This is a genomic window from Streptomyces sp. NPDC001914, from assembly GCF_042891215.1.
GTDB lineage: Bacteria > Actinomycetota > Actinomycetes > Streptomycetales > Streptomycetaceae > Streptomyces.
The window spans coordinates 34,911-49,184 of the sequence record NZ_JBIASW010000027.1 but is presented as its reverse complement, the minus strand read 5'-3'; the positions used below and the strand labels follow the sequence as shown (position 1 = coordinate 49,184).

Here is a 14,274-nt window from a genome sequence, read left to right as displayed (position 1 = left end):
CAGAAAGGCCCCTGCATGCGGACCGGCACACAGCACGCGGACGTCGCCACGGCGGAACTGGAAACGGCCCTGCGGGGCGGCCCCTTCCATGTCGCACTGCGCGCGGCGATCACCGCCCGCGGGCTGCCGCTGCAGCGCGTGCAGCACCATCTGTCCCGGTACGGCGTCAGAGTCGGCGTGACGAGCCTGAGCTACTGGCAGCAGGGCGCCCGCCGCCCCCAGCGCCCCGAGTCGCTGAGAGCCGTCCGGGCCCTGGAGGAGATACTCCAGCTACCCGACGAGTCGCTGATCAGGCTGCTGGCCGAGGCCGAGGAGCGCTCCGATCCGGAACGGCCCACGGGGCGTTCCTACCGCTCCCTCATGGAGGCCTCCGGCGTCCTGGAACGGCTGCTGGCCGAACTGGAGTCCCCCCTCGACGGCGGTCTGCACACCCTCGGCCATCACGAACGCGTGCGCATAGGCGCCGGCCGCGAACTGCTGGGCCGCGAGTCGCACCACATCGTGCGCGCGCACAAGGACGGTGTGGACCGCTACGTCGCCATCCATCACGGCGACCCCGGCTGCGCACCGGAGCGGACGACGGTCCGGGCGCTGGAGAACTGCCGTACGGGACGGGTGCGCTGGCACCGCGACACCGGCGTGCTCGTCGCGGAACTGCTCTTCGACACCCGGCTGCGGGCGGGCGAGACGTTCCTCTTCCGCTACGCCTTCGAGGACGGCACGGCCGGGGCGTCCAGCGAGTACGTCCGCGGGTTCGGCTTCTCGGGCGGGCAGTACGCGCTCCAGGTCCACTTCGCCGAGGACGCGCTGCCCGTGCGCTGCCACCGTTTCACCCAGCACTCGGCCGCCGCGCCCCGCAGCGGCCGGCAGGAACTGCCATTGAGCGGCCACCACCGCTCGGTGCATCTGGTCGAGCCGCGCGTGCGGTCGGGGATCGTCGGGATCGGCTGGGACTGGGAGTGACCGCCGGGCGGGGTGCGGTCCCCGCCCCTCCGGGTGTGCCTCCGGCAGGAGTGCCCTCGGCCGCGCAGGGTCCTCGGCCGCGAAGGATCTTCGGCCACGCAGGATCCTCAGCCGCGCAAGGTCTCAGCCGCGCAGGGTCCTCAGCGGGCCGGGACCGCACGCGGGATCAGGCTCCCGGCCCCGCGACGATGTTCCCGTTCTGCTCCTCGACGGACAGCGCGTGGAGCGGGACGGTGGCCGGCGCCCGCAGCACCTTGCCGGTCTCGGCGTCGAACTCGCTGCCGTGACAAGGGCACACGAGGGTCGTGCCCTGCAGCTTGTTGATGGCGCACCCGGCGTGCGTGCAGATCGAGCTGAACGCCTTGAGCGAACCGTCCCCGGCGCGGCTGACCACGACGTTGTGGTCCTCGTACAGTTCGGCGCCTCCCTTGGAGACCTCGCTCGCCGCGCCGAGGACGACCGGGGCGGTCGGTGTGGCGGGGGTCCCGCCGCCCCCGCCCCCGGAGCAGGCGGCGAGCCCGAGCCCGGCGACCGGGGTGAGCGCCGCTCCCCGCAGGACGGTACGGCGGCTCGCGGACGGACGGCCGGACATGGCATCTCCACTGGTCGAGGGCGCCGGCGGACACTCCGCCGAGAGCGACAGGGCTGAACGCGGCGAGGGCGCCGCACACCGACCATACCGGCACAGATCATTCCGCTCGCTGCGGGGCCGGTCCGTGCGACGCGGGACGTAAACGCTTGCGCAAACGTATGCGTAAGCGTTTACGCCGGCCGTCGGATGGGATACGTTCACCCGGCGGGCGACCGGGCCCACCCACCCCCACCACCCGGGAAGGGAGCGCCATGACGACGATGGCCGACGTGGCCCGGCGGGCGGGCGTGTCCATCGCCACCGTCTCGCACGTCCTCAACAGCACCCGTCCGGTGCTCCCCGGAACGCGTCAGGCCGTTCTCGACGCGATCGACGAGCTGGGCTACACGCCCAACACCCTCGCCCGCTCGCTCGTCACCTCCCGCACCCGGTCCATCGGGCTCGCGGTGTCGGCGATCAGCAACCCCTACTTCACCGAGATCCTCCAGGGCGTCGAGGCCGGAGCGCTCGAGCACGGCTACGGCCTGCTGATCGCCGATCCGCACGACGACCCCGGGCACGAGCGCAAGGCCGTCCAACTGCTCCACGAACGGCGCGTGGACGGGATGATCATCGCGCCCTCGGCGGCTCCGGACGCGCTCCTGCGCTATCTCGGGCGGCACGACGTGCCCACCGTCTTCCTGGACCGGCTCGTGGACGCTCCCGCCGGAAGCGGCTTCCGCCACGACCAGGTCTGCGCCGAGAACACCGCTCCCATGGCGAGCCTGGTGACCCACCTCGCCGGGCGGGGGCACCGGCGGATCGGTCTGGTCGCGGGCCTGCCCGGACTCAGCACCACGGCGGAGCGGATCACCGGCTACAGGCACGGTCTCGCGCAGGCCGGACTCCCCTACGACGAACGGCTCGTGGCGCACGGCGACTCCCGGGCGGAGGCGGCCGAGGAGGCCACCCACCGGCTGCTGTCGCCGGGCGCGCCGCCGGACGCGATCGTCACCGCCAACAACGCGATGACCGTCGGCGCGCTGCGCGCCCTGCGGGACCGGGGCCTGTCCGTGCCCGGCGATCTGGCGCTGTGCTGCTTCGACGACTTCTCCTGGGCGGATCTGTTCACGCCGAGCCTCACCGCGATCGCCCAGCCGAGCAAGGAGATCGGGGCCACGGCCGTCCGGCTGCTCCTGGAACGGCTGGCGTCCCCGCATCTGGAGAGCCGCACCGTCCGGCTTCCCTGCTCCTTCGTCCACCGCACCTCGTGCGGCTGCCCACCGAGCGCCGTACGCGCCGAGGGCCCCGAGACCGAGACACCGAGGAAAGGACCCGAGTCGTGATCGTCGTCGCCGGTGAGGCCCTGATCGATCTGGTGCCGCAGGGCTCCGGCGCCCTGGCTGGACTGCTGCCCCGCCTGGGCGGCGGTCCCTACAACACGGCGGTGGCGCTCGGCCGCCTCGGCTCCCCCACGGCCTTCTGCTCACGCGTCTCCCGCGACGCGTTCGGCGAGGCCCTTCTGGACGGGCTCGTGAACGCGGGCGTCGACGTGTCCTTGGTGCAGCGCGGCCCCGAGCCGACGACGCTGGCGGCCGCCACCATCGGGACGGACGGCTCGGCCGCGTACTCGTTCTACGTCGAGGGCACGGCGGACCGTCTCTTCGCGGCCCCGGACCAACTCCCCGACGGGGTGAGGGCGGTGTCCTTCGGGACCTGTTCGCTCGTCCTGGAACCGGGCGCGAGCGCGTACGAGGAGCTGATGCGGACGGCCGCCGCGCAGGGCGTGTTCACGGCGCTCGACCCGAACATCCGCGCCGGTCTGATCTCCGACCCGGACGCCTACCGTGCCCGGTTCAAGGGCTGGCTGCCGTCGGTGTCCCTGCTCAAGCTGTCCGAGGAGGACGCCCGGTGGCTCGGCGGCACCCCGCGCGAGTGGCTGGCCGCCGGTCCCTCGGCGGTGGTGATCACCCGGGGCGGCGACGGTCTCACCGCGTTCACCCGGGACGGCGCGGTGCATTCCGTGCCCGGCGAGCGGGTGGACGTGGTGGACACCATCGGTGCCGGTGACACCGTGAACGCGGCGCTGCTGCACGGCCTGGCCGCCCGGGACGCCCTGTCCCCGGCCGCGTCGGCGGAACTGGGCCCCGAGGACTGGACCGGACTTCTGCGCTTCGCGGCCCGCGCTGCGGCCGTCACCTGCTCCCGCGCCGGAGCGGAACCGCCGTACGCCCGCGAACTCGGCGACGTGTAGCGACACCGGACTGCCGCCGCTCCCGGCCCTGGGTTCTCACACCGCGAACGGCGCCGGAGCCTCAACCGGCGGCGCCCCACGGGGAGTTCCCGTGGGGCGCCGCCGGTGTGAAGGGCCGGACCGGTCCGGTGCGCCGGACCGACCGGGTCAGACCTTCCGGGCCCGCGTGGTCTTCTTCGCGGGTGCCGCCTTCTTGGCCGCCGTGGTGGCGGTCTTCTTCGCCGCGGCCGCCTTCTTGGTGGCCGTGTTGTTGACGGTCTTGGTGGCCGTCTTCCGCGCCGTCGTCCCGGCGGCGACCGTCTTCTTGGCGGCCGCCTTGCGCGGTGCCTTCACGGGAGCGGCGTCGCTGATCCGGTCGGCGCCGAGGATCTCGCGCAGGAACTTGCCGGTGTGGCTGGCGGGGACACCGGCGACCTCCTCGGGGGTGCCCTCGGCGATCACGAGACCACCGCCGTTGCCGCCCTCGGGTCCCATGTCGATGACCCAGTCCGCGGTCTTGATGACATCGAGGTTGTGCTCGATGACGATGACCGTGTTGCCCTTGTCGACCAGGCCGGACAGCACCGTGATGAGCTTGCTGATGTCCTCGAAGTGCAGACCGGTGGTCGGCTCGTCCAGGACGTACACGGTGCGGCCGGTGGAACGCTTCTGGAGCTCGCTGGCGAGCTTGACGCGCTGTGCCTCACCGCCGGACAGCGTCGGCGCGGACTGGCCGAGCCGGACGTAGCCGAGGCCGACGTCGTTGAGCGTCCTGAGGTGACGGGCGATCGCCGGCACCGCCTCGAAGAAGCCGAGCGCCTCCTCGATGGGCATGTCCAGGACCTCGGAGATGGACTTGCCCTTGTAGTGGACCTCCAGGGTCTCCCGGTTGTAGCGCGCCCCGTGGCAGACCTCGCAGGGGACGTACACGTCCGGAAGGAAGTTCATCTCGATCTTGATCGTGCCGTCGCCGGAGCAGTTCTCGCAGCGGCCGCCCTTGACGTTGAAGGAGAAGCGGCCGGGCAGATAACCCCGCACCTTCGCCTCGGTGGTCTCCGCGAACAGCTTGCGGACGTGGTCGAAGACTCCGGTGTACGTCGCCGGGTTGGAGCGCGGCGTACGGCCGATCGGCGACTGGTCGACGTGCACGACCTTGTCGACGAGGTCGTCGCCGTCCACGCGCGTGTGGCGCCCGGGTACGTTCCTCGCGCCGTTCAGCTCACGGGCCAGGTGCGTGTACAGGATGTCGTTGACCAGGGTCGACTTGCCGGAGCCCGATACGCCGGTGACGGCGGTGAGGACGCCCAGCGGGAAGGACACGTCGATGTCCCGGAGGTTGTTCTCGCGGGCGCCGTGGACCGTGAGCCTGCGGCCCGGGTCGGCGGGGCGCCGCACGTCCGGGGTGGGAATCTCCCGCTTGCGCGAGAGGTACTGGCCGGTCATCGACTCGGTGTTGGCGAGGAGCTCCTTCAACGGGCCGCTGTGCACGACCTTGCCGCCGTGCTCGCCCGCGCCGGGACCGATGTCGACGACCCAGTCGGCGACCTTGATGGTGTCCTCGTCGTGCTCGACGACGATGAGCGTGTTGCCCATGTCGCGCAGACGGACGAGGGTCTCGATCAGCCGGTGGTTGTCGCGCTGGTGCAGACCGATGGACGGCTCGTCGAGGACGTACAGGACGCCGACGAGTCCGGAACCGATCTGGGTGGCCAGGCGGATGCGCTGGGCCTCGCCGCCGGAGAGGGTGCCGGCCGCGCGGTTCAGCGAGAGGTAGTCGAGGCCGACGTCGACCAGGAAGCGCAGCCGTTCGTTGACCTCCTTCAGGACGCGCTCGGCGATCTTCTTGTCGCGGGCGTTGAGCTTCAGCTCGCCCAGGAACTCCGCACAGTCGCTGATCGACATGGCGGCGACCTCGGCGATGGACTTCTCCATGACCGTGACCGCGAGGACCAGCGGCTTCAGACGCGTGCCCTGGCAGGTCGGGCAGGGCACCTCGCGCATGTAGCCCTCGAAGCGCTCGCGGCTGGCGTCGCTCTCGGACTCACTGTGGCGCCGCTTGACGAAGGGGACGGCCCCTTCGAAGGGCGTGGTGTACACGCGCTCGCGTCCGTACCGGTTGCGGTAGCGGACCTCGATCTGCGTCTTGTGGCCGTACAGCAGGGCCTTCTTGGCGCGCTGCGGCAGCCCGGCGAAGGGGATGTCGGTCCGGAAGCCCAGCGCGTCCGCGAGCGCGCCGATCAGCCGGCCGAAGTAGTCCTTGGTGTGTCCGTGCGACCAGGCGTGGATGGCGCCCTCGTCCAGGGACTTGTCCTCGTCCGGGACGATCAGCTCGGGGTCGACCTCCATCCGCGTGCCGATGCCGGTGCACTCGGGGCAGGCGCCGAACGGCGAGTTGAAGGAGAAGGAGCGGGGCTCCAGTTCCTCGAAGGACAGGTCGTCGTACGGGCAGTACAGGTGCTCCGAGTACATGCGCTCGCGCTCGGGGTCGTCCTCGGGGAGGTCGACGAAGTCGAGCACGACCATGCCGCCGGACAGTCCGAGGGCGGTCTCCACGGAGTCGGTGAGACGGCGCTTGGCGGAGTCCTTCACCGTGAGACGGTCGATGACCACCTCGATGGTGTGCTTCTCCTGCTTCTTCAGGGCCGGCGGCTCGCTGAGCTGGATCGTCTCGCCGTCGACCCGGGCACGGCTGTACCCCTTGGTCTGGAGGTCGGCGAACAGGTCGACGAACTCGCCCTTGCGCTCGCGCACCAGCGGCGACAGGACCTGGAAGCGGCTCCCCTCCGGGAGCTCCAGGACCTTGTCGACGATGGCCTGCGGCGACTGGCGCGAGATGGGACGGCGGCACTCGGGGCAGTGCGGCTTGCCGATGCGCGCGAAGAGCAGCCGGAGGTAGTCGTAGACCTCCGTGATGGTGCCGACCGTCGAGCGCGGGTTGCGCGAGGTCGACTTCTGGTCGATGGAGACGGCCGGGGAGAGACCCTCGATGAAGTCCACGTCCGGCTTGTCCATCTGACCGAGGAACTGCCGGGCGTACGAGGACAGGGACTCCACGTAGCGCCGCTGGCCCTCGGCGAAGATCGTGTCGAAGGCGAGGGAGGACTTGCCCGACCCCGACAGGCCCGTGAAGACGATGAGCGAGTCGCGCGGGAGGTCGAGCGAGACATTCTTGAGATTGTGCTCGCGCGCTCCACGGACGATGAGACGGTCGGCCACGCCGGTCCGCACCTTTCTTGAGAGAAGTGACAGGGGCCGCGGGCCCCCGTCATTCCAGACTAGGGCGAGCCACTGACAGCGCCGGTTGCTTTCGCTGGTTCACAACAATCCCGGGCCATCCAGCATGCCCGACGCCACCGCCGACCTTATAGCACGCGCATTCGATTTACGGGGTCGGCCGACCAGCTTCACCCGAACGTGTGGCGGGGCTAGGGTCGACCTCATGATGGATCATGTGCGCGACCTGGCGTCTGTACGTGACGCGACGGAACGACTCCTCACCGCGGTCACCAAACTGGACAACGCCGCCGTGGCCGAGCCGTCACGGCTTCCCGGCTGGAGCCGTGGGCATGTGCTCGCCCACCTGTCCCGCAACGCGGACGCCTTGGTGAACGTCCTGGAGGGGCGGCCCATGTACGCCTCCGCGAGCACCCGGGACGCCGACATCGAGCGGGACGCGCCGCGCCCCCTGGAGACACAGCTCACGGACCTGCGGGAGAGCGCGGCCCGCTTCGACGGGACGGGAGCCGCTCCCGCGGACTGGTCCCGCACCGTCGCGCTGCGCAACGGCGTCACCGACTCCGCGGCCCGGGTGCCGTTCCGGCGCTGGGTCGAGGTCGACCTGCACCACGTGGATCTGGGCATCGGCTACGAGCTGGAGGACCTGCCGGAGGAGTTCGTGGCCCGCGAGATCGACTTCCTCGCGGAGCGGTTCGCCGGTCACAAGGACGTGCCCTCCACCGCGCTCGGCTGCGGCGACGGTCGGTCGTGGACCACGGGCGGCGGCGCCGGGGGCGGACCGGTCGAGGTCGAGGGCCCGGCGGCCGATCTGCTCGGCTGGCTCTGCGGGCGCCGTGACGGCTCCGCCCTGACGGTTCGCGGCGGCCGTCTTCCGGCGCTGCCTCCGCTATAGGCTGCCGTCATGACGTACAGCGGAGCGGTGACGGTCGGCGGTCCGGCCGACGTGCACGAGCTGCAGGACCTGATGATCTCCAAGGTCGCGGTCGGCCCCATGGACAACAACGCGTATCTGCTGCGCTGCCGGGCCACCGACGAGCAGCTTCTGATCGACGCGGCGAACGACGCCTCGACGCTGCTGACCCTGATCGGTGACGACGGCATCGCGTCCGTCGTCACCACCCATCAGCACGGCGACCACTGGCAGGCGCTCGCCGAGGTCGTGGCCGCGACCGGGGCGCGCACCTACGCGGGCCGGGACGACGCCGAAGGCATCCCGGTCCCGACCGAGGTCCCCCTCCAGGACGGCGACACGGTCAGGGTGGGCAACGTGGAACTCACCGCGCGCCACCTGGTCGGGCACACACCGGGCTCGATCGCCCTCGTCTACGACGACCCGCACGGCCACCCGCACGTGTTCACGGGCGACTGCCTGTTCCCCGGCGGCGTGGGCAACACGCGCAAGGACCCGAAGGCCTTCGCTCAGCTCATCCACGACGTGGAGACGAGGATCTTCGACGTGCTGCCGGACGAGACCTGGGTGTACCCCGGCCACGGCAACGACACGACGCTGGGCGCCGAGCGCCCGCATCTGCCGGAGTGGCACGCGCGCGGGTGGTGAACACGGACACGGGCGGCACGCGGGGCACGAGGCCCCGCGTGCGCCCCGTGTGAACCGAGCGCACAGGCTGGTGCCCTACGTACGCTCCCCCGCCCTTCACCGGTGCAGTCCACTGGAGGCGGCCCCGCGCAGGATGACGGCTCCTGGGCGGCAGGGCCGCCGGCCCCCGATTCCCGCCCTCGGCCGGCGGCCCCGGCCGGCCGTCAGGTGTCCGCCCGCCCCGTTCCCGCGAGCGCCGCCACCCGCTCCACCGCGAACGCGTATCCCTGCACGCCACAGCCCGCGATGACCCCGTCGGCCCGCAGCGAGACGTACGAGTGGTGCCGGAACTCCTCGCGCTGGTGGATGTTGGAGATGTGGACCTCCACCACAGGCAGTCCGTCGCAGGTGTTGAGCGCATCCAGGATGGCGACGGAGGTGTGCGAGTACGCGGCCGGATTGATCACGATCCCCGCGTGGTTCAGCCGGGCCTCGTGGATCCAGTCCACCAGCTCGCCCTCGTGGTTGGACTGCCGGAAGTCCACCGTGCCGCCGTGCGCGGCCGCCGCCTTGACGCACAGCGCCTCGACGTCCGCCAGGGTGTCGGAGCCGTAGATCTCCGGCTGCCGCTGCCCGAGGAGGTTCAGGTTGGGGCCGTTGAGAACCATGATCGGGGCGTCGGCGAGGGTGCGGGGCACGTTTCCTCCGGTCCATCGGGTCTGCCGGTCCGTCAAGGACCGCTGCTCGGAACCGGTTTATCACGGTGCGCCGAACGAGGGACCGCTCGTACGCTCTCGCCATGACGACACCCGCGTACCCGCCCAAGCCCGTACCCGGTGACCGGATAGCCGTGATCTCGCCGTCCAGCGGACTGCCCGGCCTCCTGCCCCTCCCGTACGAACTGGGCCTGGAGCGGCTCCGCAAGGAGTTCGGCCTGGAACCGGTCGAGTACCCGGCGACCCGGCGCATGGGGTCGACCCCGCGGGAACGGGCCGACGACATCCACGCGGCGTTCGCCGATCCGACCGTCAAGGCGGTCATCGCGTCCATCGGCGGGGACGACCAGATCACCGTGCTGCCGCTGCTGGACCGCGAGTTGATCCGGGCGCATCCGAAGCCGTTCTTCGGATACAGCGACAACACGAACCTCCTCGCCCACCTGTGGAACGCCGGGATCGTCGGCTATCACGGCGCGACGGTGATGTGCGAGCTCGGCCGGCCGGGAGCCATGGACCCGCTGACCGCGGAGTCGCTGCGGGCCGCCCTGTTCACGTCCGGACCCTACGAACTGCGTCCCGCCGACCGCTTCCGGCAGATCGACGCGCCCTGGGAACTGCCGGAGAGCTTCCTCGCCGAACCGGGGACGGAGCCGGGCACGGGCTGGACCTGGATCCGCCCGGACCGGGTGGTCGAGGGCCGCTCCTGGGGCGGCAACATCGAGATCCTGTCGTGGCTGCTGATGGCCGACCGCGAGATCGCCCGCGACGCTTCCGTGTACGACGGACACGTGCTGTTCCTGGAGACCTCGGAGGACATGCCCCGGGCCGGAGACGTCTTCTGGATCCTGCGCTCCATGGGCGAACGTGGCCTGCTGCGGCAGTTCCCGGCACTCCTCATGGGCCGCCCGAAGGCGTGGTCGTTCGAGCGGCCCCTCGAACCGGAGGCCAGGGCCCGTTACGCCCAGGAGCAGCGCGAAGCGGTCCTCCGGGCCGTCGACGCCTATGCCCCGGACATGATGGTCGTCTTCGACGTGGACCTCGGTCACACCGATCCGCAGCTCGTCATCCCCTACGGAGGGACGGTCCGCGTCGACGGCCCGGCCCGGCGCATCACCGTCACCTACTGACGCACGCCGCGCTCCCGCACGCCCCCGTAACCGATGATCACTCTGGGTAGTTCATCCGGCATGCACGACGTACGCACCGTAAGGGCGCCCTCCATGCCGCGGCTCGCCGCCGCCTCCCTCACCGGGACGGCCATCGAGTTCTACGACTTCTTCGTCTACGGCACCGCGGCGGCGCTGGTTCTCGGCCCCCTCTTCTTCCCGACGTTCTCGCCGCTCGCGGGGACGCTGGCGGCCTTCGCGACGTTCGGCGTGGGGTTCGTCGCCCGTCCGCTGGGCTCGGTGCTGTTCGGGCACATCGGAGACCGGCACGGGCGGCGGCCGGTGCTGCTGGCCTCGCTGCTGCTGACGGGCGCGGCGACCGTCGCCGTCGGCTGTGTCCCGACGTACGACCGCATCGGTGCGGCGGCCCCCGTGCTGCTGCTGGTGCTGCGTTTCCTGCAGGGGCTCGGGCTCGGCGGCGAGTGGGGCGGGGCGGTGCTGCTGACGGCCGAGCACGCGCCCGCCGGGCGGCGCGGGCTGTGGTCGAGCTTCCCGCAGATGGGGCCCTCCCTCGGGTTCGTGCTGGCCAACGGCGTGATGCTGGCGCTGTCGACGACGCTGTCCGACGCGCAGTTCGCGCAGTGGGGCTGGCGGGTGCCGTTCTGGGCGGCGGGGGTGCTCGCGGTGGCGGGGCTGTGGCTGCGCCGCTGCGTCGAGGAGACTCCGGGCTTCCTCGACATGAGCGACCGCGCGCGTGTGCCGCTCGCCGAGGTGGTGCGCGACCACTGGCGGCTCGTCCTGCTGACGGCCGGCGGACTCGCCGTCGGATACGCCGTCTTCTACACCGTGACGACCTGGGCGCTCGCCTACGGCGTGGACCGGCTCGGCGTGAGCCGCACGGTCATGCTGGTCTGCATCATGGCCGCGGTGGTGGTGAAGGGTGCTCTGACGCCGCTGGTGGCGCTGCTGGGGGATCGCTACGGACGGCGGCCGCTGTGCATGGCGGGCTGCGCGGGCGCGGCACTGTGGATGTTCCCGATGATCGGGCTGCTGTCGACCGGCGAACCCCTGCTGATGTTCCTCGGCTTCCTGGTGGCGCTGATCGCCTTCGTCACCATGTTCGCGGTGATCGCCGCATATCTGCCGGAGTTGTACGAGCCGCGGGTGCGCTGCACGGGCGCGGCCGTCGGCTACAACCTGGGCGGCGTCCTCGGGGGCGCGCTCACCCCGCTCGTGGCGACGGCCGTGGCGAGCGGGGAACGCGTGCCCTGGGGCGTGGCCGCCTATCTGACGGGGATCGCATCGCTGAGTCTCGGGTGCTTCGCCCTGCTGCCGGAGACGCGGCCGGTGCCGAGGCCGGCGGTCCTACCCGCCGCGGAGTCGGGGCCGGTCAGGGGTTGATGGCCAGTTCCAGGTAGGCGGCGAACACGACCAGGTGAACGCCGCCCTGGAGCGGGGTGGCCCGCCCGGGAACGACGGTCAGGGAGCTCACGGCGACGGTCAGCGCGAGCAGCACCATCTCGGTCGGGCCGAGGCCGAGGACGAGTGGTCCGGACAGCCAGACCGAGGCCAGGGCGACGGCGGGGATGGTCAGTCCGATGCTGGCCATCGCCGAGCCGAGGGCGAGGTTCAGGCTCGTCTGCACCCGGTCCCGGCGTGCGGAGCGCAGCGCCGCGATGGTCTCGGGGAGCAGCACGAGCAGCGCGATGATCACACCGACCACGGAGTGCGGCATGCCGGCCGCCTCGACCCCCGACTCGATGGTCGGCGAGACCCCCTTGGCGAGGCCGACGACGCCGACCAGGGCAAGACCGAGGAGCCCCAGGCTGATCCCGGCCTCGCGGGCGGACGGTGCGTCGGCGTGGTCGTCCACGTCGATGACCTTGCCCTGCTTCGTGATGGGCAGGAAGTAGTCGCGGTGCCGGACGGTCTGGGTCGCCACGAACAGGCCGTACAGCACCAGGGAGGCGACCGCGGCGAAGGTGAGTTGCGCGGCGGAGAACTCCGGGCCCGGCTTGCTGGTGGTGAAGGTCGGGAAGACGAGGCTGAGCGTGGCGAGCGTCGCGACGGTCGCCAGGGCGGCTCCGGTTCCTTCGGCGTTGAACACGGCGAGCCCGTGGCGCAGTGACGCGACGAGCAGGCAGACGCCGACGATCCCGTTGCAGGTGATCATCACGGCCGCGAACACCGTGTCGCGGGCCAGTGTCGAGCTTTTGGCGCCGCCGTCCGCCATGAGGGTGACGATGAGGGCGACTTCGATGATCGTGACGGCGACGGCGAGGACGAGGGATCCGAAGGGTTCCCCCACCCGGTGGGCCACCACCTCGGCGTGATGGACCGCGGAGAGCACGGAACCGGCGAGGACCAGGGTGACCAGCGCGACGACCGCGCCCGGCAGGTCGCGCCCCCAGGTGAAGGCCAGCAGCACCACCGCGATCACGGGCACCACGACGGTCCACCCCGTCACGAGTGACCTGAGCCGAACGATCATGCCGCGATCGTCGCAGTCGAAGGCGTGCCCCGCACTCCGGCGGCGCGGGACGCGCTCCCGTCGCGGGGCGCGCTCCCGAACCGCGGCGGGCGGGCCGGCGAGGGAGCCGGGAGCGGCGGCGGCCGGTGTGCCGCGCGCCGCTCCGGGAGGTGGCCCTCGCCGCGCCCGACCTGGTCAGGCGTCAACGCTCTCCTTCGAAGCGTTCTCGGTCTCCTCACGTGCCGCCTGCCTCCTGGTGGCGATCAGGCTGGTGATCGTGGTGACCACGAGGACGGCGCAGATCACGCCGAGCGAGACCGGGATGGATATCTCGGGAACATGGACGCCGGACTCGTGAAGCGCGTGCAGGACGAGCTTGACGCCGATGAATCCGAGGATGACCGACAGGCCGTAGCTGAGGTGGACCAGCTTCTTGAGCAGCCCGCCTATGAGGAAGTACAGCTGCCGCAGACCCATCAGCGCGAAGGCGTTGGCCGTGAAGACGATGTACGGGTCCTGGGTCAGGCCGAAGATCGCGGGGATCGAGTCGAGGGCGAAGAGGACGTCGGTGGTGCCGATCGCCAGCATCACGACCAGCATCGGCGTCATGACGCGCTTGCCGTTCCGGCGGATCCACAGCTTGGTGCCGTGATAGCGGTCGGCGACGCCGAACCGGCGCTCGGCGGCCTTGAGCAGCCGGTTCTCCTCGAACTCCTCCTCGTCCTCGTCGGCCCTCGCCTCCTGGATCAGCTTCCAGGCGGTGTAGATGAGGAACGCGCCGAAGATGTAGAAGACCCAGGCGAAGTTCGCGATGATCGCGGCGCCGGCGGCGATGAACACCGCGCGCAGGACGAGGGCAATCAGGACACCCACGAGGAGCACGCGCTGCTGGTACTTCGTCGGCACCGCGAACTTCGCCATGATCAGGACGAAGACGAAGAGGTTGTCGACGCTCAGCGACTTCTCGGTGATGAAGCCGGCGAAGAACTCTCCGGCCGGCTGTCCGCCGGCGAAGAGGAGGAGTCCGAGGCCGAACAGCCCGGCGAGGGCGATCCAGACGACGGTCCAGATTCCGGCTTCCTTGATCGATACGTCGTGCGGCTTGCGGCCGATGAAGAAGTCGACCGCGATCAGTGCGGCCAGCCCCACGATGGTCAGGACCCACAGGGTCAGGGAAACATCCACTGCGCCTCCGGCAGTACGTAACGGCAGGTTTCAGTCGTTCGCCACCGGAGGTCTCTTCCACCCGGGACCGATGGGCGCTGGATGCGCCCCGAGTCAGCGGGCCGACGTCCCGGGATCTGACTCGATCCGTACTGACGGGTGCGTCGCAGCAGATAGGGAGTACTCCCCTCCGAATGGAAAAAGAGTACCCGAATCACCAAGGAAAGGTAAAGGGGAAAGTAAAAGAAGATCCAAGTGCGCAGGTCAGAGCGCT

General features: G+C 70.8%; 12 protein-coding genes. 7 read left to right on the top strand and 5 right to left on the bottom strand.

The annotated features are described in order from the left end of the window. The first annotated feature begins 15 nt into the window (after positions 1-15). Positions 16-963: a hypothetical protein gene (locus tag ACFYYF_RS39595; RefSeq protein WP_365495535.1), complete on the top strand. Its 948-nt coding sequence runs from the start codon at positions 16-18 to the stop codon at positions 961-963. A gap of 166 nt (positions 964-1,129) precedes the next feature. Here ACFYYF_RS39595 and ACFYYF_RS39590 read toward each other — a convergent pair whose 3' ends face one another. Then, on the bottom strand, positions 1,130-1,555 hold the full coding sequence (locus tag ACFYYF_RS39590) for a Rieske (2Fe-2S) protein (protein WP_388783852.1): 426 nt from the start codon (positions 1,553-1,555) through the stop codon (positions 1,130-1,132). Between the two features lie 251 nt (positions 1,556-1,806). Between ACFYYF_RS39590 and ACFYYF_RS39585 the strand changes: the two genes are divergently transcribed. Both ACFYYF_RS39585 and ACFYYF_RS39580 read left to right on the top strand, forming a co-directional pair. Beyond that, positions 1,807-2,880 (top strand): LacI family DNA-binding transcriptional regulator, encoded by a 1,074-nt coding sequence (locus tag ACFYYF_RS39585; RefSeq protein WP_388783849.1) that lies wholly within the window; start codon positions 1,807-1,809, stop codon positions 2,878-2,880. Continuing rightward, positions 2,877-3,788: a carbohydrate kinase gene (locus ACFYYF_RS39580; protein WP_388783846.1), complete on the top strand. Its 912-nt coding sequence runs from the start codon at positions 2,877-2,879 to the stop codon at positions 3,786-3,788. The genes ACFYYF_RS39585 and ACFYYF_RS39580 overlap by 4 nt, the downstream gene beginning before the upstream one ends. A 147-nt stretch (positions 3,789-3,935) precedes the next feature. Here ACFYYF_RS39580 and uvrA read toward each other — a convergent pair whose 3' ends face one another. Beyond that, positions 3,936-6,983, bottom strand: a complete 3,048-nt coding sequence (gene uvrA, locus ACFYYF_RS39575) for an excinuclease ABC subunit UvrA (RefSeq protein ID WP_388783843.1) — start codon at positions 6,981-6,983, stop codon at positions 3,936-3,938. Positions 6,984-7,206: 223 nt separating this feature from the next. Here uvrA and ACFYYF_RS39570 point away from each other — a divergent pair, with 223 nt between their 5' ends. Together ACFYYF_RS39570 and ACFYYF_RS39565 are read left to right on the top strand one after the other, a co-directional pair. After that, entirely contained in the window at positions 7,207-7,896 is a 690-nt protein-coding gene (locus tag ACFYYF_RS39570; RefSeq protein ID WP_388783840.1) for a maleylpyruvate isomerase family mycothiol-dependent enzyme, read from the top strand. Between the two features lie 9 nt (positions 7,897-7,905). Next, a complete protein-coding gene (locus ACFYYF_RS39565) occupies positions 7,906-8,562 on the top strand; it encodes an MBL fold metallo-hydrolase (RefSeq protein ID WP_388783837.1) in 657 nt (218 codons plus the stop codon). Positions 8,563-8,765: 203 nt separating this feature from the next. On the opposite strand, the gene aroQ is transcribed toward ACFYYF_RS39565, so the two are convergent. Next, the gene (gene aroQ / locus ACFYYF_RS39560; protein WP_361693472.1) at positions 8,766-9,239 is read right to left on the bottom strand and encodes a type II 3-dehydroquinate dehydratase; all 474 of its coding nucleotides are present in this window, start codon (positions 9,237-9,239) and stop codon (positions 8,766-8,768) included. Positions 9,240-9,340: 101 nt separating this feature from the next. Between aroQ and ACFYYF_RS39555 the strand changes: the two genes are divergently transcribed. Next, complete coding sequence (locus ACFYYF_RS39555; protein ID WP_388783835.1) at positions 9,341-10,387, top strand: S66 peptidase family protein; 1,047 nt, start codon at positions 9,341-9,343, stop codon at positions 10,385-10,387. Between the two features lie 60 nt (positions 10,388-10,447). Beyond that, a complete protein-coding gene (locus tag ACFYYF_RS39550; RefSeq protein ID WP_388783832.1) occupies positions 10,448-11,767 on the top strand; it encodes an MFS transporter in 1,320 nt (439 codons plus the stop codon). On the opposite strand, the gene ACFYYF_RS39545 is transcribed toward ACFYYF_RS39550, so the two are convergent. Together ACFYYF_RS39545 and ACFYYF_RS39540 are read right to left on the bottom strand one after the other, a co-directional pair. Then, a complete protein-coding gene (locus ACFYYF_RS39545) occupies positions 11,757-12,857 on the bottom strand; it encodes an ionic transporter y4hA (protein WP_361693466.1) in 1,101 nt (366 codons plus the stop codon). The genes ACFYYF_RS39550 and ACFYYF_RS39545 overlap by 11 nt on opposite strands. A 174-nt stretch (positions 12,858-13,031) precedes the next feature. Continuing rightward, complete coding sequence (locus ACFYYF_RS39540) at positions 13,032-14,021, bottom strand: TerC/Alx family metal homeostasis membrane protein (protein ID WP_361693464.1); 990 nt, start codon at positions 14,019-14,021, stop codon at positions 13,032-13,034. Positions 14,022-14,274 lie beyond the last annotated feature (253 nt).

What these genes read in the sequence shown, in the direction of transcription:
- ACFYYF_RS39595 (WP_365495535.1), top strand. Translation starts at nt 16, where the DNA reads ATGCGGACCGGCACACAGCACGCGGACGTCGCCACGGCGGAACTGGAA.
- ACFYYF_RS39590 (WP_388783852.1), bottom strand. Translation starts at nt 1,555, where the DNA reads ATGTCCGGCCGTCCGTCCGCGAGCCGCCGTACCGTCCTGCGGGGAGCG.
- ACFYYF_RS39585 (WP_388783849.1), top strand. Translation starts at nt 1,807, where the DNA reads ATGACGACGATGGCCGACGTGGCCCGGCGGGCGGGCGTGTCCATCGCC.
- ACFYYF_RS39570 (WP_388783840.1), top strand. Translation starts at nt 7,207, where the DNA reads ATGATGGATCATGTGCGCGACCTGGCGTCTGTACGTGACGCGACGGAA.
- ACFYYF_RS39565 (WP_388783837.1), top strand. Translation starts at nt 7,906, where the DNA reads ATGACGTACAGCGGAGCGGTGACGGTCGGCGGTCCGGCCGACGTGCAC.
- ACFYYF_RS39555 (WP_388783835.1), top strand. Translation starts at nt 9,341, where the DNA reads ATGACGACACCCGCGTACCCGCCCAAGCCCGTACCCGGTGACCGGATA.
- ACFYYF_RS39550 (WP_388783832.1), top strand. Translation starts at nt 10,448, where the DNA reads ATGCACGACGTACGCACCGTAAGGGCGCCCTCCATGCCGCGGCTCGCC.
- ACFYYF_RS39545 (WP_361693466.1), bottom strand. Translation starts at nt 12,857, where the DNA reads ATGATCGTTCGGCTCAGGTCACTCGTGACGGGGTGGACCGTCGTGGTG.